This is a genomic window from Massilia niastensis DSM 21313 (genome assembly GCF_000382345.1).
Lineage (GTDB): Bacteria > Pseudomonadota > Gammaproteobacteria > Burkholderiales > Burkholderiaceae_D > Telluria > Telluria niastensis.
On the sequence record NZ_KB908131.1, the window covers coordinates 14,615 to 35,513 of the forward strand.

19 protein-coding genes and 1 pseudogene are annotated in these 20,899 nt (G+C 61.4%); 13 read left to right on the forward strand and 7 right to left on the reverse strand.

From position 1 onward, the window contains the following. Positions 1-47: 47 nt before the first annotated feature. Complete coding sequence (locus tag H162_RS0124035) at positions 48-1,133, forward strand: porin (RefSeq protein ID WP_026355028.1); 1,086 nt, start codon at positions 48-50, stop codon at positions 1,131-1,133. Positions 1,134-1,210: 77 nt separating this feature from the next. Continuing rightward, a pseudogene (locus tag H162_RS31755) lies at positions 1,211-1,482 on the forward strand (3-oxoacid CoA-transferase subunit A); the annotation flags it as partial. A 303-nt stretch (positions 1,483-1,785) separates the two neighbouring features. On the opposite strand, the gene H162_RS0124045 reads toward H162_RS31755, so the two are convergent. The 6 genes from H162_RS0124045 to H162_RS34430 form a co-directional block, all read right to left on the reverse strand. Further along, positions 1,786-2,193, reverse strand: a complete 408-nt coding sequence (locus H162_RS0124045; protein WP_026355030.1) for an acyl-CoA thioesterase — start codon at positions 2,191-2,193, stop codon at positions 1,786-1,788. A gap of 150 nt (positions 2,194-2,343) precedes the next feature. Next, complete coding sequence (locus tag H162_RS0124050; protein WP_020656046.1) at positions 2,344-2,946, reverse strand: 2-hydroxychromene-2-carboxylate isomerase; 603 nt, start codon at positions 2,944-2,946, stop codon at positions 2,344-2,346. 14 nt (positions 2,947-2,960) lie between these two features. Beyond that, a complete protein-coding gene (locus tag H162_RS0124055; protein WP_020656047.1) occupies positions 2,961-4,874 on the reverse strand; it encodes an AMP-binding protein in 1,914 nt (637 codons plus the stop codon). A gap of 36 nt (positions 4,875-4,910) precedes the next feature. Next, complete coding sequence (locus H162_RS0124060) at positions 4,911-6,074, reverse strand: ABC transporter substrate-binding protein (RefSeq protein WP_020656048.1); 1,164 nt, start codon at positions 6,072-6,074, stop codon at positions 4,911-4,913. A 66-nt stretch (positions 6,075-6,140) separates the two neighbouring features. Next, positions 6,141-6,554, reverse strand: coding sequence for an acyl-CoA dehydrogenase C-terminal domain-containing protein (locus H162_RS34425; RefSeq protein ID WP_026355032.1), 414 nt, complete (start codon positions 6,552-6,554; stop codon positions 6,141-6,143). After that, positions 6,535-7,065, reverse strand: a complete 531-nt coding sequence (locus tag H162_RS34430; RefSeq protein ID WP_026355033.1) for an acyl-CoA dehydrogenase family protein — start codon at positions 7,063-7,065, stop codon at positions 6,535-6,537. The genes H162_RS34425 and H162_RS34430 overlap by 20 nt, the downstream gene beginning before the upstream one ends. A gap of 198 nt (positions 7,066-7,263) precedes the next feature. Between H162_RS34430 and H162_RS0124075 the strand changes: the two genes are divergently transcribed. The 11 genes from H162_RS0124075 (at position 7,264) to H162_RS31765 (ending at position 20,730) form a co-directional block, all read left to right on the forward strand. Next, complete coding sequence (locus H162_RS0124075) at positions 7,264-8,415, forward strand: ABC transporter substrate-binding protein (protein ID WP_020656049.1); 1,152 nt, start codon at positions 7,264-7,266, stop codon at positions 8,413-8,415. 13 nt (positions 8,416-8,428) lie between these two features. Continuing rightward, positions 8,429-10,273, forward strand: a complete 1,845-nt coding sequence (locus H162_RS0124080) for a feruloyl-CoA synthase (protein WP_020656050.1) — start codon at positions 8,429-8,431, stop codon at positions 10,271-10,273. 24 nt (positions 10,274-10,297) lie between these two features. After that, positions 10,298-11,335: a helix-turn-helix transcriptional regulator gene (locus H162_RS0124085; protein WP_229452236.1), complete on the forward strand. Its 1,038-nt coding sequence runs from the start codon at positions 10,298-10,300 to the stop codon at positions 11,333-11,335. Positions 11,336-11,504: 169 nt separating this feature from the next. Beyond that, a complete protein-coding gene (locus H162_RS0124090) occupies positions 11,505-12,560 on the forward strand; it encodes a branched-chain amino acid ABC transporter permease (protein WP_020656052.1) in 1,056 nt (351 codons plus the stop codon). Next, complete coding sequence (locus H162_RS31760) at positions 12,557-14,329, forward strand: branched-chain amino acid ABC transporter ATP-binding protein/permease (RefSeq protein ID WP_020656053.1); 1,773 nt, start codon at positions 12,557-12,559, stop codon at positions 14,327-14,329. The genes H162_RS0124090 and H162_RS31760 overlap by 4 nt, the downstream gene beginning before the upstream one ends. A gap of 2 nt (positions 14,330-14,331) precedes the next feature. Beyond that, positions 14,332-15,078: an ABC transporter ATP-binding protein gene (locus H162_RS0124100; protein WP_020656054.1), complete on the forward strand. Its 747-nt coding sequence runs from the start codon at positions 14,332-14,334 to the stop codon at positions 15,076-15,078. Positions 15,079-15,086: 8 nt separating this feature from the next. Beyond that, positions 15,087-16,031 carry a 3-hydroxyacyl-CoA dehydrogenase NAD-binding domain-containing protein gene (locus H162_RS0124105; protein WP_229452238.1) on the forward strand — a complete coding sequence of 315 codons (945 nt, stop codon included), beginning with the start codon at positions 15,087-15,089 and terminating at the stop codon, positions 16,029-16,031. 59 nt (positions 16,032-16,090) lie between these two features. Next, positions 16,091-17,002, forward strand: a complete 912-nt coding sequence (locus tag H162_RS0124110; RefSeq protein ID WP_020656056.1) for a beta-keto acid cleavage family enzyme — start codon at positions 16,091-16,093, stop codon at positions 17,000-17,002. 19 nt (positions 17,003-17,021) lie between these two features. Beyond that, the gene (locus H162_RS0124115) at positions 17,022-17,816 is read left to right on the forward strand and encodes a crotonase/enoyl-CoA hydratase family protein (RefSeq protein ID WP_020656057.1); all 795 of its coding nucleotides are present in this window, start codon (positions 17,022-17,024) and stop codon (positions 17,814-17,816) included. Between the two features lie 99 nt (positions 17,817-17,915). Then, positions 17,916-19,007 carry a porin gene (locus H162_RS0124120; RefSeq protein WP_020656058.1) on the forward strand — a complete coding sequence of 364 codons (1,092 nt, stop codon included), beginning with the start codon at positions 17,916-17,918 and terminating at the stop codon, positions 19,005-19,007. A 94-nt stretch (positions 19,008-19,101) separates the two neighbouring features. Further along, positions 19,102-20,730 (forward strand): tannase/feruloyl esterase family alpha/beta hydrolase, encoded by a 1,629-nt coding sequence (locus H162_RS31765; protein ID WP_169444557.1) that lies wholly within the window; start codon positions 19,102-19,104, stop codon positions 20,728-20,730. Here H162_RS31765 and H162_RS35035 read toward each other — a convergent pair. Next, positions 20,720-20,899: hypothetical protein (locus H162_RS35035; RefSeq protein ID WP_211223742.1), on the reverse strand; the 180-nt coding region annotated here is incomplete at its 5' end. The genes H162_RS31765 and H162_RS35035 overlap by 11 nt on opposite strands.

The window sequence follows — 20,899 nt, forward strand, 5'->3', positions numbered from 1 at the left end:
GATCCTTTGGGACCACACATATATTTTTATAACAAGCAGGAGATATCATGAAATCAGTTCACGGCGTGATGGCGCTGGCATGCGGCCTTGCCGCGTCCTCGGCATGCGCACAGAGTTCGGTGCAAATCTATGGCCTGGTCGACAGCGGCCTTGCCCATATTACGAATGCCGATGCAGCGGGCAACTCGGTCACCAAGGTGCCGTCGCTGACCAGTTCCCTGCCTTCGCGGATCGGCTTCCGCGGCACCGAGGATCTCGGCAACGGCCTGCAAGCCTTCTTCGTGCTCGAGAACGGCCTGTCGCTGGATAACGGCACCGCGGGGCAGGGCGGCCGCCTGTTCGGCCGCGCCGCCCACGTCGGCCTGAAGGGCGCATGGGGCACGCTCACCGTCGGTCGCCAGGTCAACATGACCTTCATGTCCTCGATCAAGTCCGACGTGATGGGACCGCACCTGTTTTCCATCAGCAGCATCGACCTGTACATCCCGAATGCCCGCAGCGACAACGCGATCGGCTACATGGGTAACTTCAACGGCTTCACCGTCGGCGCTACCTACAGTGTCGGCCGCGATGCCTCGTCGGCCGGCGGCCCGGCCGCGACCAACTGCCCGGGCGAGGTGCCCGGCAATTCCAAGGCATGCCGCCAGTACACCGCCCTGGTCGGGTATGAGTCGAAGGGGTGGGGCCTGAACGCGACCTACGACAGGATGAACGGGAACACCGGAGCCGGCGGAGGCCTGACCAGCAGCGACAACACTGACATCCGCACCACCGTGAATGGCTACCTGATGCTGGGCGCGACCAAGATCGGTGCGGGCGCGATGGACCGCGAGATCAATGCCGCGGCCGGGCGGACTGAGTCGGTGTTGTATTACCTCGGCGCCAGCCGGCCGTTCGGGGCGTTCACGCTCGATGCCCAGGTCGCCAAGCGCAACGCGAAGAATTCCGACGATGACGTGACCCTGTACGTGGCACGCCTGAGCTATGCGCTGTCCAAACGCACCGCGATTCATGCCTCGGTCGGCCGAATGGACAACGACGGCGCCTCGGCGGTCGCCCTGGACGCGGGCGGCACGGTAGCGCCGGGAGTGTCGCAAAATGGCGTACTGCTCGGCGTACGCCATAGCTTCTGACGAGATGTTAAACGGTGGCGGCGGGGGCCGCACACAGCCAAAGGTGAACCATGATTGATTGAAGCTAGGAATCGCTCGTGAGCGCCGTCGCCGATGTGCAAGACGGCACGACCGTCATGATCGGCGGCTTCGGCAACGCGGGCATGCCGTCGGCGCTGATCGACGCGCTGATCGAGCAGGGCGCGCGCGACTCACGATCGTCAACAACAACGCCGGCAACGGCGACACTGGGCTGGCGGCCTTGCTTGCGGCAAAGCGCGTGCGCAAGATCATCTGCGTCTTCCCGCGCCAGGCCGATTTGCACCATTTCGACGCCCTGTACCGCGCCGGCGAGATCGAGTTGGAACTGACCTCGATGACGCGTACACCACGCGACCTGGCGTTTGAAACAGCGGATAGGAAGCGTGTTTCATTTGTGATTTCAATAACTTATGCCACCTTGTCGCGAGCTAAAGCTGCGAGCAGACAGATTTACTTGCCAATGCTCTGTGTAGACAAATTTACTTTCTTTTGAGTGTGGGGAAATTCATCTGCAAAAGGTATGCGCAAGGGGAGACGCCTCCAGAATCTGCAAACAAATTTGCTTCTCTCAACGAGCCTCAAGGCTCCCCTGCGCCACGTAGCCGCAAAAAAGTTGGTCGTCCGGAGCCCTTCAGGCCAAGAAGGCAGAAAATTTGTCTCTCCATTCACCCTCGATGGCTACTGACCGCATGCTATCGAGTGAAATCAGGACGATTTTCAAGAAGAAACGAACCCGTTCCTGCTCGCCACAGCGGGCAGTGATCGCCAGCGTCATCGAAGACTTCCCTAATTCCTGCACCTCCAGGGAAAATTCCAATACGTCCCCATACGTGCTGGGGCTGATGAATTCACACTCCAGACGGACGGCGGGAACGCTCAAGCGCAAGCGCTCCTGCAAGTGGTGAAAGCTGACTCCAAGCCCTTCACTGAACCAATCTTCGACCATCTCGTTGCAGAGTTCAGCGTAACGGGGATAAAAAACGATTCCGGCTGGATCGCAATGCGAAAAACGAACGACTTTTTTCTTAGTAAATTTCATGTTCACGAACTTTCTTTTCAATCTGAACGGTTAAGAATGATGTTGGCACGCCAGCAGGGTTAACAGCTGACAGGGACGCCCACGTCGAACGGGGCAGACCGCTGGACATACTTTGTCGCTTGGCCACTGCTTACCGCACGGCCATTTCAGCTACCAGCCGCCGCAGGCCAGCCATTGATCGACGAGTTCCAACTTGTCGACGCCGAAAAAGGGCTCGCCGTCCACCACGATGAAAGGAGAGCCAAACACCCCTTTGGCGATCGCCGTATCGACGCTCGTGCGCAAGCTCGCGCTTGCGTCCGGATTTTCGAGAGCGTCCCGTACCCTCGACTCCGGTAACTGCGCCGCGTGGCCGGCGGCAATAAGCTCCTCAGGATCATCGAGCCGGCGGTTCGACTCCCAGTACGCGCGCAGCACGCTACGAGCGAATGCCTGCGCCTCCTCCTGGGAGGTTTGCGCGATCCAGTTAAACACGCGCGCTGCCGGCAGCGGATTCATGGGCGCGGCATCAAGCGACCGCCCCAAGGTCACTCCATGCCGGCGGCAGTAACGCGCCGCCTCGGTCCGGATATAGTCGGCCTTTAGCGGAATTTCCATCAGTGGCTTCGATCCCATAACCTTCATCACGGACACGCCCAGCAGGATGGGACGCCAGGTTAGGGTAGCGCCATGCCGCCGGGCCAGCTCATCGATGCGCAAGCTAGCGAAATACCCAAATGGGGAAATGAAGTCGAAGTAAAAATCGATGTGCACGGTTTCCCTCTCGTTTAAGTTGACGCGCCGTCTGACCCCTCGGGGCCGATTTGCACCAGCACAGGCAGGCCCTCGAGTGCGGCGCGTGCTTCGGCCATCGTTGCGGGTAGTGCCGGCTCCGCAAATCGTACGGTAACCTCAACTGTATTTGACTGTGCGTTGCAGCCTACTTCGAGCGGTGCATGGGCGTGTACCGTCGCAAGCAGTTCTTCCACCTTTGCCTTGGCGGCAAGGTTGCGCAGCGTTGGCTTGTAGATTTTTCCCACAGGCGTCGTCGGCAGCCGGTCTAGAATGATCACGCGCTTTGGCAGCGCGGGCCGCTCGGGGATGTGCGAGATTGCAGCGGCCAGCAGCGATGCACTGGAGGCGTGCGCGCCGGGTTTCAGTGTCACGAAAATCACCGGTAGTTCGCCAGCGTAGCTGTCGGGCTCCCCGACGGCGGCGCAGGTCTCGACCTGGGGGAGCTTCAGAAAGGCTTCTTCGATGACACCGGGTTCGATGTTGTGCCCGCTGCGGATGATCAGGTCCTTTGAGCGGCCCGTCAGGTACACGTATCCATCTTCCGCGACATAGCCGAGGTCTCCAGAGATGAGCCAGTTGTCTGGCGTAAAGGTACCCGTATTGCGCTTTGGGTCCAGGTAGCTGTCGCTCACGTGCGGACCACGAATGGCAAGGATCCCCATGTCACCAGGAGCGCAATGCGTGTCCACTCCCTCGTCGACAGATGCGTCGAGCGGAACCGCGACGATCCTGGAGTAGGGCAGCCGCAGGCCGACGGAGCCAGGATGCCGAGGTGCACCCAGGGGTTCGATCGAGACGATCCCGGAGCATTCGGTCATGCCGAAAATATTTCGGACTGGGATACCGTGCTCCTGCTCGAACCGGACCGCAAGCTCCGTCGGCAGGGCGGAGCCTCCGCTGAGCGCCGCCGTCACGCAGTCAGCTTGACCGGGCTCCTTTGGCACCGACAGCAGCGCCGACAGGACGGTCGGAACGCAGCCGAGGTGGGTGATGCGATGGGTGTCCGCCAGCGTCCATATCCTGCGCACGAATGCCTGGTTGCGCATGCCCGTTAGGGTCGGAAGGTAGAGCGCGGCGCCGGCGGCCAGGGGCCCAAGGCCATACACAAAGCTGCCCGCTACGTGGAATAACGGAAAACCGTTTAGGATGCAGTCGCCGCGTCGCATTCCGTAGTACATCGCCGCGTACCAGCTGGTGTGCACTTCGTTGCGGTGGCGATGACGCAGGATCTTGGGCATGCCCGTCGTGCCACCCGTGTGGAACAGCGCAGCCAGGCTGTCGCGGTCCAGGGCGGGATCCCAGTCCAGGTCACCGCTGCTGTCATGTACCTGCGCCTGGAACGATCCCGGGCAGGGCTGCGCTTCGTCCGGGTCGATTTCCAGCACGTGCTCGACGCATCCGGCAAGGTCGACAGCCTTGCGCACCTCCGCGTTGATCGGCAGCACACCTGAGGGCCCGAGCGTGACGACGATCCGGGTGCCGGTGGTCTTGAGTAGCAGGGCAATGTGCTCGGCGCTGAGCAGGTAGTTGATGGGGAAGGCGCAACCGGCGAGCTGCGCGCCCCACAGGGCAACGTGGGCGGAGGGAATGTGCGGAACGAATAGCGCGACCGGTTCCCCATGCTTCAGTCCAAGGGAGCGGTACAGGTTGGCCGCCTGCCTAACCTGGCGCCACAGCGTGCTGAATGACCATTCAAGGGGAGGAGCGTCGCTGTCGGCATCGACCAGGAAGCGCAGCGCGGGCGCGTCTCCATAAGTGGCGGCCGCAGCTTCCAGCAACGAGCTTGTGGTCGGGAACGGCACGGCGTCCTCGTAGGGGCGTCTCTCGGCCGCGGCGATGTCGGCCAGGTTGGTAAAGGCGAAGCGGTTCGCCGGGTCTATGAGATTGTTTCTAGATGTGGACGGCATGCGGGCACCATTCGAATATTGGAAAGTATCGGAGGCTTACGGTACGTATTTCCAGGTGCCCTTCTCGATGCGCACCATCACTCGCGAGCGCTGATCCAGGCCTTGGTGGTTAGTCGGGCTCATGTTGACGATTCCGTGCGAGACTGGCAGGTTCTCGATGTTCTCGAGGCCATCGCGCAAGGCCGCACGAAACTCTTTGGTGCCCGGTTTCGCCTTCGCTACCGCGCCCTTCGCGGCCTCCTGCATCAGCAAGGAAGCATCCCAGGCGTGGGCGCCGAAGGTCGACAAACTGTCCTTGCCATAACTGGCCGAATACTTGTTGATGTAGGCGAGCGCCGACTTCTTGACTGGGTTGGCGTCGGGCAGCTGGGCTGCCACCAGCATCGGTCCTACCGGGAGGAAGGTGCCCTCGCAGTCGACGCCGCAGACGCGCAGGAAATCGCTGTTGGCCACGCCGTGTGTCTGGTAGATCTTGCCTTTGTAGCCGCGATCGCGCAAGGCTTTCTGGGGCAGCGCAGCCGGCGTGCCGGCGCCGACGATCAGGATCGCGTCCGGGTTGGCAGACATGAGTTTCAATACCTGCCCGGTAACCGAGGTATCGGTACGGGCGAAGCGCTCGTTGGCGACGAGCTTGATCTTTCGTACCGGCGCCAGCTTGAGGGTTTCGCCATACCAGCCTTCTCCGTAGGCGTCGCTGAAGCTGATGAAACCCATCGTCTTAACGCCATTGTCGGACATATGCTGCGTGATCGCCGCCATCATCTGGCCGTCGTGCTGGGGCGTCTTGAACACCCAACGGCGCTTGGCATCCATCGGCTCGACGATGCGCGCGGCGCCGGCGATAGAGATCATCGGGGTTTCTGTCTCGGCTGCTACTTCGAGCATGGCGAGCGAGGGAGGCGAGATTGAGGAACCGATCAGGAGATCTACCTTGTCTTCTGAGATCAGCTTACGTGCATTCTTGACCGCCTGGGTTGCGTCGGAAGCGTCGTCGAGCACAATGTATTGCACCTTCTGGCCCGCGATTTCCTTGGGGAAGAGGGCGACAGTATTTTTTTCCGGGATACCGAGTGACGCTGCCGGTCCGGTAGTCGAGATCGAGACTCCGACCTTGATCTGTGCGTGAACGTTCACGGCAGCGAGCGTGGCAAAGATAAGAATGCTGCTGCGGGCAACCGTGGTGCGGAACTTGATGTTCATGGTGGTCTCCTTTGTTGTAATAAAAATGGTCGCCGCATTGACTGGCCGGCGTTTGGTAATGTGAATCTAGTCGGGGGCTGGCACCTGCTGCGCGGCCTGCACCATTGCACGCTGCATCGCCAATTCCAGATGCACCCAGCGCGAGAAGGCGTCACTGCCGTCCGCGAACCGGCTGTCGCCTAGGGCGTCAACGCGTGCCCAGGCCCAGGCCATCAGTGTCAGCGCGGTGACGCGCAGAAAGTCGCCTGCCACCGCATACAGCCTTTGCACGGAACCCTCGTCAGCCGCCGCGATCAAATGCGCGAGTTCCCGCCAACCATCGATGGCGCTTGAGACACGACGGGCCGCCGGTGATAAAGATGGGCCGGATTCGGCGGCCATTCGGTCCAGGACAGAAGTCAGTCCGTGGCCGCTATCGCTAACAACCTTTCGGAATAGGAGGTCGATGGCCTGAATTTCGTTAGTGCTCTCGTAGATCATGGCGATCCTTCCATCGCGTACCATCTGCTCGATTCCCATTCACGCAGGTAACCATGGCCACCGAACACTGCAGGCAATCGCTGACGGCATGAAAAGCCTGTTCGGTCCAGGCCGCCTTGAGCCCTGGATCCATCGTCCAGCCGTGGTTTGCAGCGCTCAGCCATTCGTAGAGAGTCATCGCCAGCACCGCCGGCAGCCCTTGTCCGCCATCTTCCTCGGCGCAAGCGAGGCCAGGCCAGCCGGCCTGCCAGAACGCCAGGTAGGCGTCGCGCGCGCCCGGCGGCGTGGTGACCTTTTCCGCTCCGAACGAACACCCCTCTTCATCGCCAATCCGGCTTAAAAGGGCCACCACCCCGCCGGCAAACTTGGCAGCTTCTTCCAGCACCTGTATGACCAGCTCGGGGTCGGCCGTCGCGGCATCCAGCGGCAGTGCTTTGACTATTTCGCTGCCCTTCAGCACATCGAGCAGGATGAATCCGGCGTTGGATGGCGCCGGGTGGTAATGGATCATCGAAATCCTTTTGCGAGGGCAGGCATGACGGCCGTTTAACAACTATAGTATATACGTGATAGCAAAAACTTCAAGGAATGTGGGCAATCGGGCACATTTAGATAAACTATAGTTGATATTTGAGCGGGGGCTGGGTATAGTCTTTTCAGTGGCAACGGAAAAAACGATAACGCCGCGCTGACAACCATAGGAGACGACATGAGCACCAAAGTGGGCTTCACCTTCACGATCGGACTGTGTATGAGCGCCCTAGCATCGGCGCCCGCACTGGCCGATATCAATGTCGGGATTTCGGTGTGCGCCACCGGCCCCGGCGCCTCACTCGGCATCCCGGAAAAGAATACTGTCGCGCTCCTGCCGACGACTGTCGCCGGCGAAAAAGTAAATTACATCCTGCTGGACGATGCAACCGATGCAACGCAGGCGACGAAAAACGCACGCAAGCTCGTCACCGAGAACAAGGTCGACCTGATCATCGGATCGTCCTCGGTTCCGCCGACGCTCGCAATCGCGGAAGTCGCTCACGAGACGCGTACGCCACTCCTGGCGATGTCCCCCATCGAGCTGGCGGGCGAGAAAAACCGCTGGGTATTCCGCACGCCACAGCACAACTCCATCATGGCCAAGGCGCTGGTCGAACACATGGTGGCCAACCGGGTGAAGACCATCGGTTTCATCGGCTTTGCCGACGGCTACGGTGAGGGCTGGCTGCGCGAGATCACCCGTGCGGCAGAGGGCGCGCGCATCAAAGTAAATGTGGTAGAACGCTTTAATCGTACCGATACCAGCGTCAGCGGACAGGTGCTGAAGGTGGTCGCAGCGCGGCCGGATGTCGTACTGATCGCGGCCTCCGGCACGCCTTCCGCCTTGCCGCAACTGGGTCTGATCGAGCGGGGCTACAAGGGGCAGATATACCAAACCCACGGCACGGCGACCCGTGAGTTCATCCGCGTCGGCGGCAAAGCAGTTGAAGGTACGATCCTCCCGGTCGGCCCGGTCGTGGTGGCGGCGCAGCTCCCGGACAGTCACCCGTCGAAAAGGCCTGGCGTGGAGTACACCCGCCTGTATGAGGCGAAATATGGCGCGGGGTCAATGTCGTCGTTTGGCGCTTACGCCTACGACGCCTACCAGATCTTCGCAGCCGCAGTGCCCGCCGCGATGAAGAAAGCCAAACCCGGTACGCCGGAATTCAGGGAAGCCCTGCGCGAGGCGATCGAGACTGGACGCGACGTAGCAGGCGCGCAAGGCGTCTTCAACATGTCGCCAGACGACCATTACGGCCACGATGCCCGTTCGCGCGCGCTGGTGCGCATCGAAAAGGGCAACTGGAAACTGATCGACGTCCGCTGAGCGAGCCACTGCCATGAACGAGCCGATGAACGCACCCACCCTGTTTGCCACACCAGTTGCAACCGTTACACGACGCGCCGACGGGGCAATCTTCGTCGATTCGCCGACGCCACTCGAGCCCGCTCGCCGCTGCATCGGCGAATACCTCGAACTGTGGGCGCAGACAGCGCCCGAGCGCGACTTCCTGGTCGAACGCGCACCCGGGGGCAACTGGACCGCTATCACCTACAGCCAGACTCGCGACAAGGTGTACCGGATCGCAACCTGGCTGCTGACCCATGCCGCCGACCGCAGCCGACCGCTCGTCGTGTTGTCGGATAACAGCATTGAACATGGCTTGCTCATGCTGGCTTGCATGCATATCGGAATGCCGTATTCCGGCATTTCACCGGCATATTCGCTGGTCTCCAAGGATCACGCGAAAATCAAGACGCTCATTGCGCGCCTTGAACCGGCCGTACTGTATGTCGCCGACCCCGGCCCGTACACTGCCGCTCTGAACGCGATCGAGGGCCTGCACGATGCGCTGCTGGTCGTCGGTAGTGCCGGACAAGAGCGGCCTGGGGCGACCCGGTTCCTCGACCTGCTGGCGCACGTCGACGAGCAGCAGGTACGCTCGGCCTTTGAAGTAATCGGTCCCGATACAGTCGCCAAGATCCTGTTTACATCAGGTTCGACCAGTTCGCCCAAAGGCGTGATCAACACGCAGCGCATGCTCACCGCAAGCCAGCAGGCCAAGGCACAGGTTTGGCCATTCCTGGCAGAGACGCCGCCGGTACTGCTGGACTGGCTGCCCTGGAACCATACATTCGGCGGCAATCACAACTTCAACTTGATCCTGGCGCATGGCGGGACGCTGTACCTCGATTCGGGCAAGCCTGTGCCCGGGTTGTTCGATGCCAGCCTGGCGAACCTGCGCGACGTAGCCCCGACCCTGTACCTGAACGTGCCTCGCGCTTTCGACATGCTGATCCCTGTCTTGCGCAGCGACGACGCTTTGCGCAAGAAGTTCTTCTCGCGCCTGCAGGTTGTGTTCTTCGCGGCGGCCGCCTTGCCCCAACACCTGTGGGAGGCGATGGCCAAGATCTCGCGCCAGGAGCTCGGCTACGCAGTGCCGATGGTGACCGCATGGGGTTCCACTGAAACCTCGCCGTTGTCTACCGACTGCCATTACCAGGCAGACCGGGCGGGCGTGATCGGCGTGCCGGTGCCAGGCGTGAGCCTGAAGCTGGTACCCAACGGCGACAAGCTGGAAGTGCGCGTCAGGGGGCCGAACGTAATGCCGGGCTACTTCAAGCAACCCGAACTGTCGGCCGCCGCCTTCGACGAGGATGGCTACTACCGGATCGGCGACGCAGTGCGCCTGGTGGACGAGGCGGCGCCCGAGAAGGGCCTGCAGTTCGATGGCCGCGTGACGGAAGACTTCAAACTGACGAGCGGTACCTGGGTCAGCGTCGGCTCGTTGCGCCTGGCGTCTATCGAAAAGATGGCGCCGCTTGCCCAGGACGTGGTCGTAACCGGGCATGACCGCGACGAGATCTGCCTACTTGTGTTCCCGAACTTGGCTGCCTGCCGCCAGGTGGCGGGCCTGCCGGCCGACGCACCGGTTGCCGAAGCGCTGGCCCATCCGCGTGTGCGCGAACACGTGCGCAGCGCGTTGGCGGCCGCCAAGCGCGATGCCACCGGGTCGTCGACTTGTCCGGTACGCGCCATCCTCATGGAGCAGCCAGCCTCGGTGGATGCGCAGGAAATCACCGACAAGGGCTATGTGAACCAAAGCGCCGTGCTGAAGAACCGGGCCGACCTGGTGGATCGCCTGTACGCGCGCGACGGCGATCCATCCGTGATCAGTGTGTAGTGCCGGTGTTTCCAATGGGACCGGATGGGCGCAGTAGCAAGGATTTACAATGTGCGCTTTTTTCGGACATTGATCATGGCAGCGGATAAACAAGCGATCACGGCGTCAAGCAGCGCGGCGCGCACCCGGAGGACAAGCAGCACGGCATCGATCGACGGACCGGCCCGCCCACCGGTCCATGAACTGACAGCCAAGGGCAGTGCGCCCGAGACGGCCGAACTGTCAGTGCAGCTGGGGCAGCGAGTCCGGGCGGCGCGAGCTGCGCGCGCCATGACAATGAAGCAGCTTGCCGCAGAGTCCGGCATCTCGTTGCCCTACCTGTCGCGGGTAGAAAAAGGCGATGGCAACATTTCGATCGCCGTGCTGTACCGGCTGGCGACGGCGCTGAATCTGCCGATCGAAAATCTGCTCTCTGACAGCGAGCGCTACGGTAGCAACTATGTACTGATCGTCGAGCTTCTCAAGCGCCAGCCGCCTGAACAGCTTGCCGAAATACGGAGCTTGCTCAACGAATATGTTGGCGGGCGAAAAGCGGGTGGGGCGCCGCCGCGCAGACTGGCGCTGATCGGTTTGCGCGGTGCAGGCAAATCGACGCTAGGCCCGCTCATCGCCGCGCAACTAGGCGTGCCGTTCGTGGAGCTGAACCGGGAGATAGAGCGGGAGGCGGGCATCAGTCTGAACGAGATCTTCTGGATCTCTGGTCAGGCAGGTTTCCGCAAGCTGGAGCGCCTCTGCCTTGAGCGCGTCATCGCCACCTATCCGGAGGTGGTGCTGGCAACAGGCGGAGGAATTGTGGCCGAACCTGCAACCTATGAACTGCTGCAGCACTCGTTCTACAACGTCTGGCTGAAGGCGCGACCCGAGGAGCATTTCGAACGGGTCACGGCGCAGCACGACGTGCGCATTGCCAGTCCCCAGCTTCGGCAGGACGCGATGGAAAACATCTCGGGGACGCTGGAAGCAAGGGAAGGGCTGTACCAACTCGCGCACCTAACGGTGTCGACGTCGGACAAGAGCATAGAGCAACTAACGAAGGAAATAGTCGCCCTGGTCGGGGGATAGCAGGCTGCTTGACACGCCCCTGAGAGGGGCAGTCATACCGCGCGGTCCCCGACCAGTTTTAAAAATGAACTTGGAAAAAGGAGGGCCACGGGGGCGACGCCGATCGGCGGCGTAATGCGCAAGCGCGCATTGTGTCAGGCCAGCGTCGTCGCGCCAGCGGGGCAGCGGTATGGATTTTTCAATTTTCGCCATTCTGACCCAGGATGGGGTGGCAAGCGGCGCGGTGTATGTGTTGCTGGCCCTGGCGCTTGTCTTGGTGTTCTCGATCACGCGGGTCATCTTCATCCCCTTGGGTGAATTCGTCGCCTTTGGCGCGCTAACCATGGCCTCCCTCCAGGCTGGCACGTCGCCCGGCAGTGCTTTGTTGCTGCTCGTGCTAGGCGTGGCTACCTTCCTGCGGGATATATATGGCATTCTGCGCAGCCCGGCAGGTCAGGTCAATCGGGGACGCGCGCTATCGATGTCCTTTGTCAAGTTCGTGCTGCTTCCCGCCATCGTAGTGGGCGTTGCCCGCTCGGTTGAGGGCACTATCATGCCGACCCTGCTGCAGCTGCTGCTCACCTTTGTCATCGTCGTCCCGATGGGGCCGATGCTCTACCGCCTTGCCTTTCAGTCGCTGGCGGAAAGCTCAGTGCTGGTGCTCCTGATCGTAGCCGTTGCAGTGCACCTTGTCATGCTCGGGGTCGGCCTCGTGATGTTCGGAGCCGAGGGCTCGCGCACCGAACCGTTTTCGTCCGCTGTGTTTAGCATGGGTACCTTGACGGTGTCCGGGCAAAGCATCGTCGTGATCGTCGCCGCGCTGCTACTGATCGGCGCGCTGTACCTGTACTTCGATCGCACGCTGTCGGGCAAGGCTTTGCGCGCCACAGCGGTGAACCGCCGTGGTGCGCAACTGGTCGGCATCGGCACGACGGCGGCCGGGCGGCTCGCGTTCATGCTCGCTTCCCTCATCGGCACGCTGTGCGGTGTGCTGATCGCGCCCATCACCACGGTCTATTACGACAGCGGTTTCCTGATGGCGCTAAAGGGTTTTGTGGGCGCCATCATCGGCGGTTTGGCCAGCTATCCGCTGGCGGCGCTCGGGTCGCTGCTGGTCGGCCTGCTGGAAGCCTACTCGTCGTTCTACGCCAGTGCCCTGAAGGAGGTCATCGTGTTTACCCTGATTATTCCCGTGCTGTTGTGGCGCTCGATCCGCCATCCGCACGTCGAGGAGGGCGAAGCATGACGCGCCATCCCCTCATCATCCTGGCGCTGGCCGCCGGAGTCTTTGGCCTGCTTCCACTGCCCGCCTACTGGGTCACGCTTGGCAACTACATCGGCCTGTATTCGATCGTGGCGCTCGGCCTGGTGCTGCTGACCGGTGTCGGCGGTCTGACCTCCTTCGGCCAGGCGGCCTTCGTTGGACTCGGTGCTTATGCAACAGCGTACCTGTCGACAGCGTACGGCCTGTCGCCGTGGCTCGGTCTGGCCTGCGGCCTGGTCGTCACGGCGGTCTCCGCCCTGCTCATCGGGGTGATGATGCTGCGTCTGTCTGGGCACTACCTCCCGCTCGGTACCATCGCCTGGGGCTTGTCGCTGTACTACCTGTTCGGCAACCTCGAGTTTCTCGGGAAGTACGATGGCATTACGGGCATCCCGCCGCTCAGCGTGTTCGAAATTAGCCTTGGTTCTGGTCGAAGCATGTACTTCCTGATCTGGTTAGTGGTACTGGTCGCCGTCGTCCTGCTGCGCAACCTGCTCAATTCCCGGTCCGGACGCGCGATCCGTGCACTCAAGGGCGGCGGCCTAATGGCCGAGGCAATGGGCGCCAATACGGCGGCGATGAAGATCCGTATCTTCGTGATCGCGGCGCTTCTTGCCTGCGTGTCCGGATGGCTGTATGCGCACCTACAGCGTGCCGTCAACCCGTCGCCGTTTGGCCTCAATTCCGGTATCGAATACCTATTCATGGCCGTGATCGGCGGCGCAGGCTACCTCTGGGGAGCGATCCTGGGCGCGGCCGTGCTCACCATCCTCAAGGATCAGTTGCAGAGCTACCTGCCGGGCCTGCTCGGCTCGAGCGGCAACTTCGAGATTATCGTCTTTGGTGTGCTGATGGTGGTGCTGCTGCAACGTGCCCGCAACGGGATCTGGCCCTTTATCGCAGCCTACCTGCCCGTGCAACCCGAGGCGCTTGCGCCCAAGAGCGCCGCCCCATTGCCGTTGCGAGCGAAGGCGCCGGCCGGTTATCCGCTGCTGGTCGTCGACAAGGCACGCAAGCAGTTCGGTGGGCTAGTTGCCGTCAACGACATGTCATTCACGGTGCACAGTGGCGAGATCGTCGGGCTGATCGGCCCGAACGGGGCTGGCAAGTCGACCATGTTCAACCTGGCGACGGGTGTGCTGCCGGTCACTAGTGGCGAAATTCGTTTTCGCACTGGCGAGTCGCTGGCGCGCATCGACGGGCTGCCATCGCGGGAGATCGTGAAGCTCGGTGTCGGGCGCACGTTCCAGCACGTGCACCTGCTACCTGATATGACTGTGCTCGAGAACGTGGCGATCGGCGCCCACCTGCGCGGCCGATGTGGTGTGTTCGCCAGCGCCCTTGGGTTGGATCGGGGGGAGGAAGAGGCGCTTCTTTTCGAGGCCCGTCGCCAACTGGAACGGGTTGGACTCGACCAGTTGTTGTATGAGAAGGCCGGCAATCTGGCGCTCGGCCAGCAGCGCATCCTGGAGATCGCGCGCGCCTTGTGCTGCGACCCGGCGCTGTTGCTACTCGACGAACCGGCGGCGGGTCTGCGCTACAAGGAAAAGCAGGCACTCGCGTCGCTGCTGCACAAACTGAAAGGCGAGGGCATGAGCATCCTGGTGGTCGAACACGACATGGATTTTGTGATGAACCTGACTGATCGCCTGATCGTCATGGAATTCGGTACAAAGATTGCGGAAGGGGTGCCGGCGCAGGTGCAGCAGGATCCCGCCGTGTTGGAAGCCTACCTCGGGGGGATCGACTGATCATGAAGACACCTGTTCTCGAAATTAATAACCTACACGTTACCTATGGCAAGGTCGAGGCACTGCACGGCGCGAGCATCGCCGTCGGCGCCGGTCAGATTGTGACCGTGATCGGCCCGAATGGCGCCGGCAAGTCGACCATGTTGAACGCCATTGCAGGCGCCCTGGCGACCAACGCCTCCACCACTGGCGCCGTGCTGCTGCGCGGTGTCGATGTCAGTACATGGCCGGTGGAGCAGCGGGTAGCCCATGGCATGAGCCTGGTGCCTGAAAGCCGCGACCTGTTTACCACGATGAGCGTCGAAGACAACCTGCTGCTGGGCAGCTACACGCGCTACAAGCGTCGCGACCGGAAATATGCCGAGGAGCTGGAAGTCGTCTACGACCTGTTTCCACGCCTGCGCGAGCGGCGCCTGCAGGCTGCGGGGACGATGTCCGGTGGGGAGCGCCAGATGGTGGCGTTGGGGCGCGCCCTGATGGCCAAGCCAGCCTTGCTGATGCTCGATGAACCAAGCCTCGGTCTTGCGCCGCTCATCGTCAAGGAGATCTTCCACATCATCGTGCGCCTGAAGGAAACCGGGGTCGCGATTTTGCTGGTCGAGCAGAACGCACGTGCCGCGCTGCAGGCCGCCGACTACGCTTATGTGCTCGAGACCGGCGAGGTCGTGATGGAAGGGCCGGCGAGCGACATGGCGAACGATCCGAGGGTCATCGATACCTATCTCGGCCTGAACAAGAAGACTGCATGAGGACCACCATGGAAGCGAATAACGACATCAAATGCGTAGGCGTCGTCGGGACCGGTGTTATCGGTGCCAGCTGGACAGCCTACTTCCTCGCGCGCGGCTTCGACGTCTCGTCCACCGATCCAATGCCGGGGGCTGAAGCGAAACTGCGCGAGGCCGTATGCCGACACTGGCCGAGCATGGAAAAAATGGGTCTGGCCGAAGGAGCCTCGCTAGAGCGGTTGCGCTTCTCTGCCAACCTGGCCGAAGCCCTGGCCGGCGTCGACTTCGTCCAGGAAAACGGCCCGGAGCGGGAAGACCTGAAGGTCGCACTGTTTCGCGACATGGATGCACTGTTACCGGAACAGGTGATCTTGGCGTCGAGTTCTTCCGGTCTCCTGATGAGCTTGGTGCAGGGAGCTTGCACTCACCCTGAACGCGTCATCCTGGGCCACCCTTTCAATCCCCCGCACATGATCCCTCTGGTCGAGGTGATCGGCGGTGCACTGACATCAAGCGAGACGATTGAACGCACCATGGCCTTCTATTCGGCGATCGGCAAGCGCCCGATCCATGCGCTCAAGGAGGTCAAGGGTCATATCGCCAACCGCCTGCAGGCAGCCTTGTGGCGCGAAGCCTTTTACCTAGTCGATCAGGGTGTAGCCACCGTCGCCGATATCGATACAGCGATCGCCTATGGGCCGGGCCTGCGGTGGGCACTGATTGGCCCCTTCCTGAACCTGCACTTGTCGGGCGGAGAAGGTGGAATCGGCCACGTGCTCGACCATCTTGGCCCGCCGATTGAAAGCTGGTGGGCGGACCTTGGCACCCCAGCGATTACCGAGGAACTGAAACAGAAGATCTGCGCGGGTGTCGACGAGCTCCTGACGGGCCGTGACCAGGCGCTGCTGGCGCCAACGCGCGATGCACTGCTTCTCGGATTAGTCGAAGCAAAGGCCGGAACCACACTGCCTTAGCAACCATACGTACCACCGGGACCCGTGTCGCGGTACCGGCAACATTGAAAGGACTCAGCATGCAAACGCCAAAAATCATCGTCACGATCGCCCCCACCGGCGGCATGGCGAGCAAGCAGCAAAATCCACATCTGCCTACGCAGCCGGACGAGATCGCTCGCGATACCTACGATTGCTATAACGCGGGGGCCAGCGTCGTCGCGGTCCACGCACGGCGGCCTGACGATGGCGCCACCTGCGACCCGGCGATTTACCGCGACATCAATGAGCGCATCCGGGCCAAGTGCGACATCATCATCAACAACTCGACCGGTGGCGGCGTCAACGGCGACATGGTGCGCCAGGGACCAAACGGTTATTGGGAAATCATGTGGGACGAGCGCCTGAAGGGACTGGAGGCGGGCGCGGAGATGTGCACGCTTGACGCCACGACGATCAACGCGACCTTCGAAGGCCGTGAAATCCTGATGAATACGCCGCCATCGCGCTGCCTGGAACTGGCAACGAAGATGAAGGAGCTCGGAATCAAACCGGAATGGGAGGTGTTCAGCCCGACCCATATCCTGCAGGACGTGGCTACCCTGATCGGCAGCGGCCTGGACGAGCCACCGTATTTCATCAACCTGGTGCTCGGTGCACACCGCGGGTTCCAGAATGCCATGCCTTATACGCCACGTATCCTGCAAAGCATGGTCGATCTGCTGCCGAAGGACTGCATTTTCGGCGTTAGCGGCATCGGCCCGGCCCAACTGCATTCGGGTGTGAATGCCTTGCTGCTCGGAGGCCACGCCCGTACCGGTCTCGAGGACAACCTGTACTACTCCCATGGCGAACTCGCAACCAACGTGCGACTGATGGAGCGCTTGGTGCGCATCATCCGCGACCTCGGCATGGAACCAGCGACGCCGGCCGAGGCACGCGCGATCATGGGCCTGCCGCGCCGCCAGCCGGCATTTTCTAACGTGCGCTAGTCATTTCACAGGAAATCTCATGAGTTACACCAATACCCCCGACATGCTGTCGATCGAATACCGCGGTCCGATTGCACTACTGTCGCTTAATCGTCCGGCCAAACGCAACGCAATCAACGACGACACCATCCGCGCGTTGCGCGATTTTTTCAGTGACCTTACGCCAGACGTGAAGGTCGTCGTACTCCAGGGGATCGGCGAGCATTTCTGTGCAGGACTCGACTTGTCCGAAGTAAGGGGACGCAACGCCGGCGAGGCGATGTTTCACTCGCGCAGATGGCATGAGGCGTTCGAGCGTATCCAGTTCGGCCCAGTGCCAGTGATTACTGTGCTCAAGGGTGCCGTCATCGGCGGCGGCCTGGAAATTGCCGCCGCCACCCAGATCCGGATCGCTGAGGATTCGGCGTTCTATGCCCTCCCGGAGGGCCAGCGGGGTCTGTTTCTCGGAGGCGGTGGTTCGGTCAGGATTCCTCGCCTCATCGGCGTGCATCGCGTGACAGACATGATGCTGACCGGACGTGTGCTCAATGCCGCGGAGGGCCATCAGGCTGGTATTTCTCAATATCTTGTCGGGCAGGGCGAAGGCTTCGACAAGGCACTGGAATTGGCCGCGAAGATAGCGGGAAATGCGCCGCTGACCAACTACGGAGTCATGCATGTCCTGCCGCGTATCGCCGATCAGTCGATACAGGACGGCTTGATGACTGAAGCATTAATCGCCGCCGTCGCGCAGAGCGATCCGGCAACGCAGCAGCGTCTGTCCGCCTTCGTGGATGGCCGGACAAACAAGGTTAAACCCCCGCAGGAAGGCTGAAACTGATTTGCGAGAGACGGCGGCATAAAAAAGCATCTTGGGCTGCTGGTCCGAAAATTGATACCCGACCATCGATTACATAACAACGTGGAGACTAAAATGAAAAAACAGAGTATGACGGCGCTTGCTCTCGCCGTCGCAGTGTTCACTTCCAGCGCAGCGGCGCAAAGTTCGGTTACCGTTTACGGGTTACTTGATACTGGCATGCTACACACCACCAACGCCAATGCCGCTGGCGACTCAGTGACGAAGATGCCGTCGCTGACCGGCGCATTCCCCTCACGCTTGGGTTTCCGTGGGACCGAAGATCTAGGAAATGGTCTGCACGCCTTTTTCGTGCTGGAGAACGGTTTGGGGCCTGACACCGGAACGGCGGGGCAGGGCGGGCGGCTGTTCGGGCGGGCGGCAAATGTGGGCATAAGGGGCGCGTTCGGCACAATTACGCTCGGACGCCAGGTCAACATGACCTATGTGTCGATCCTTAAATCGGATGTGCTTGGCCCAAACATTTTTGGCACAGCGAGTCTCGATCCCTACCTGCCGAATTCGCGCTCCGATAACGCCATCGGCTACCTCGGAATTTTTTCGGGCTTCACGATTGGCGCGACCTATAGTTTCGGACGCGACGCTTCAGCTGCCGGCGGCCCGGCTGCCACGAATTGCGCCGGTGAAGTACCAGGAAACTCCAAGGCCTGCCGCCAGGTAACTGCGCTCCTCGGCTACGACAGCACCAGGTTCGGTGTTAACGTCACTTACGACGTCCTGAACGGTAATGCCGGTGCCGCAGGCGGTCTCACCTCCAGCGAGAATGACGACAAGCGCATTGGCGTAAATGGTTACTTCATGCTGGGCGCGACGAAAGTAGGTGGAGGCATCATCAACCGCGAGACCCGTGCGGCGACAGGCTCGGTAGAGTCGAACCTGCTTTACCTCGGCGTGAGCAAGCCGATGTCCCCGCAGATTACCCTCGACGCGGAAGTGGTGCACCGCGATCAAAAAAACAGCAATGACGACGCCACGTTAGTGGCCATCCGTGCGACTTATGCCTTATCAAAACGGACAGCCCTCCATGCGTCTATTGGGCATATCCGTAACGAAGGGCTATCCGCCGCCGCTCTGGATGCCGGGGGCACGGTCGGCGTAGGCATGAACCAGAACGGCATTCTGGCAGGGTTGAGACACAACTTCTGATCGTTGCAGGCATTGCAGCGCAGCGGTGAATCTATCCCCGGGTCCGATCCTCTCGGGCCAGGCCCGGTGACTCTACGTCCAGAATGGAGAAATGATGAAACGACATAACAAAAACGGTCTGGCCTGTGCGCGCGCAGCGCGCGCGAAGTTGATCCAGGCATGTGTTCTGATACCGATCGCGCTGGCACTGGCGGGATGCGGCGGGAACGAGGACGAGGAGGTGCCGGTGATCGCGCCTGCGTCTCCGGTGCAGACGTTTAGTGCACTGTGCGCCGGACTCGTGGGAAAGACGATCGGCACCGGCAAGTTGACGGCGGCTTCCGTCGCTGCGGCCACCGCCACCGCTCCGGAATCCTGCAGCGCGAGCGGTGAGATTGTCTCGTCCGCCGCGTCTACGACCAGGTTCACGCTTACCCTTCCCAACCCACAGAGCTGGAATAAAAAACTTATCCACCTTGGAGGCGGGGCCTACAACGGAACAATTCCCGCTGCCGACCCGGAGGTGACGAAGCGCGGATACGCCATTGTGGCCAGCGATTCCGGCCACCAGGGAAACCCATTATCCTTCGACTTCGCACTGAACAATCCTGCCGGTTTCGATAACTTCGCGTTCGCTTCGGTACCCAAGGTATACGATGCGGCCCTGGCAGGCGTTCGCCTCGCGTACGACGCGAGTCCGGAACGCAAATATTTCTTCGGTGCGTCAACCGGTGGGCGCGAGGCCTTGCAACAAGCGATGCGCAACCCGAGCAATTACGATGGCATCATTGCACTGGAACCCGTCGTCGACTATTCGGCGGTTAACCAGAAGGGCATCGAAGTTCAGAAGCGGATCGCAGCAGGAGGAGGCGCAGGGTGGCTGAGTCCCGCAAAAGTGTCTCTCGTGGAGAGCGCCCGCCTGGCAGCGTGCGACAGCGGCGACGGACTCGCAGACGGTATCATCTCTGACGCGGAGCACTGCGCGTTCAATCCAGTTGCGTTGCGTTGTGCAAGCGGTACGGACAGCGGAGCCGCTTGCTTGTCCGACGCCCAGCTTGCCACGGTTCAGGTGATGACCAGTAACGGGCGTCTCGCGGTCCCGACTGCGAACGGCGTGACGACTGCCTTTCAGTTCGGCGTCGGTGCCGAGGCCGATCCGTCGGGGTGGACCACCTGGAACTTCGGTACTGCCCCGAGCCCGATCACTGGGATGCTGGGCGTGTTCGCGACCGGGTGGGCAAGGTTTGCTGTCCTAAACGACGCAAACGCGGACATCCTTACCCATGACCCAGCAGCGTTCGCGCCGCAGTGGCTGGCGTCGTCGATCAAATCGAACGCCAATAATCCGGACATGCATTTGTTTGCTGCGCGTGGCGGCAAGCTGTTGTTGTGGCATGGCTGGAGCGACCACTTGGTCCAGCCTCGCGGCAGTATCGACCTCTACAACCGGACGGTACAGGCAATGGGGGACGAGAGCGTCAACTTGTTTATGCGGTTTTATATGTCGCCGGGAGTGACCCACAGCTTCACTGGCCCCGGCGCAAGCAGTACGGATTTCCTGACCGTACTTGAGGCATGGGTCGAGAGAGGCACTACACCGCCAGAAGCCCTCGTGTCGACCAAACGCGCAGCCGACGGTTCCACCGTCTTGACCCGTCCGACCTGCCGTTATCCAGCCTGGCCACGATACAATGGCTCGGGCGACAAGAATTTGGCGGCTAGCTTCACCTGCATTAGAACGTAGTGTGGTCGCGGGCACGGGCGGCATCAGGCAGCTCGCTTTCCTTGAGCACGATCTCGACGGCGCACGTGAGGATTCCATCGGCATCTCTAGGGAAGCGCTGATTTAATCGATATTTTTCTCGTGGCCGGAGCTGTGCTGTCGACGCTGGCTTGACGAGCAGCGAAGCGAG

What these genes read in the sequence shown, in the direction of transcription:
- H162_RS0124110 (WP_020656056.1), top strand. Translation starts at nt 16,091, where the DNA reads ATGCAAACGCCAAAAATCATCGTCACGATCGCCCCCACCGGCGGCATG.
- H162_RS34430 (WP_026355033.1), bottom strand. Translation starts at nt 7,065, where the DNA reads ATGATCCATTACCACCCGGCGCCATCCAACGCCGGATTCATCCTGCTC.
- H162_RS0124090 (WP_020656052.1), top strand. Translation starts at nt 11,505, where the DNA reads ATGGATTTTTCAATTTTCGCCATTCTGACCCAGGATGGGGTGGCAAGC.
- H162_RS0124100 (WP_020656054.1), top strand. Translation starts at nt 14,332, where the DNA reads ATGAAGACACCTGTTCTCGAAATTAATAACCTACACGTTACCTATGGC.
- H162_RS0124045 (WP_026355030.1), bottom strand. Translation starts at nt 2,193, where the DNA reads ATGAAATTTACTAAGAAAAAAGTCGTTCGTTTTTCGCATTGCGATCCA.
- H162_RS0124060 (WP_020656048.1), bottom strand. Translation starts at nt 6,074, where the DNA reads ATGAACATCAAGTTCCGCACCACGGTTGCCCGCAGCAGCATTCTTATC.
- H162_RS0124075 (WP_020656049.1), top strand. Translation starts at nt 7,264, where the DNA reads ATGAGCACCAAAGTGGGCTTCACCTTCACGATCGGACTGTGTATGAGC.
- H162_RS0124055 (WP_020656047.1), bottom strand. Translation starts at nt 4,874, where the DNA reads ATGCCGTCCACATCTAGAAACAATCTCATAGACCCGGCGAACCGCTTC.
- H162_RS0124085 (WP_229452236.1), top strand. Translation starts at nt 10,298, where the DNA reads ATGGGCGCAGTAGCAAGGATTTACAATGTGCGCTTTTTTCGGACATTG.
- H162_RS0124035 (WP_026355028.1), top strand. Translation starts at nt 48, where the DNA reads ATGAAATCAGTTCACGGCGTGATGGCGCTGGCATGCGGCCTTGCCGCG.
- H162_RS34425 (WP_026355032.1), bottom strand. Translation starts at nt 6,554, where the DNA reads ATGATCTACGAGAGCACTAACGAAATTCAGGCCATCGACCTCCTATTC.
- H162_RS0124120 (WP_020656058.1), top strand. Translation starts at nt 17,916, where the DNA reads ATGAAAAAACAGAGTATGACGGCGCTTGCTCTCGCCGTCGCAGTGTTC.
- H162_RS0124115 (WP_020656057.1), top strand. Translation starts at nt 17,022, where the DNA reads ATGAGTTACACCAATACCCCCGACATGCTGTCGATCGAATACCGCGGT.
- H162_RS31765 (WP_169444557.1), top strand. Translation starts at nt 19,102, where the DNA reads ATGAAACGACATAACAAAAACGGTCTGGCCTGTGCGCGCGCAGCGCGC.
- H162_RS0124080 (WP_020656050.1), top strand. Translation starts at nt 8,429, where the DNA reads ATGAACGAGCCGATGAACGCACCCACCCTGTTTGCCACACCAGTTGCA.
- H162_RS31760 (WP_020656053.1), top strand. Translation starts at nt 12,557, where the DNA reads ATGACGCGCCATCCCCTCATCATCCTGGCGCTGGCCGCCGGAGTCTTT.
- H162_RS0124105 (WP_229452238.1), top strand. Translation starts at nt 15,087, where the DNA reads ATGGAAGCGAATAACGACATCAAATGCGTAGGCGTCGTCGGGACCGGT.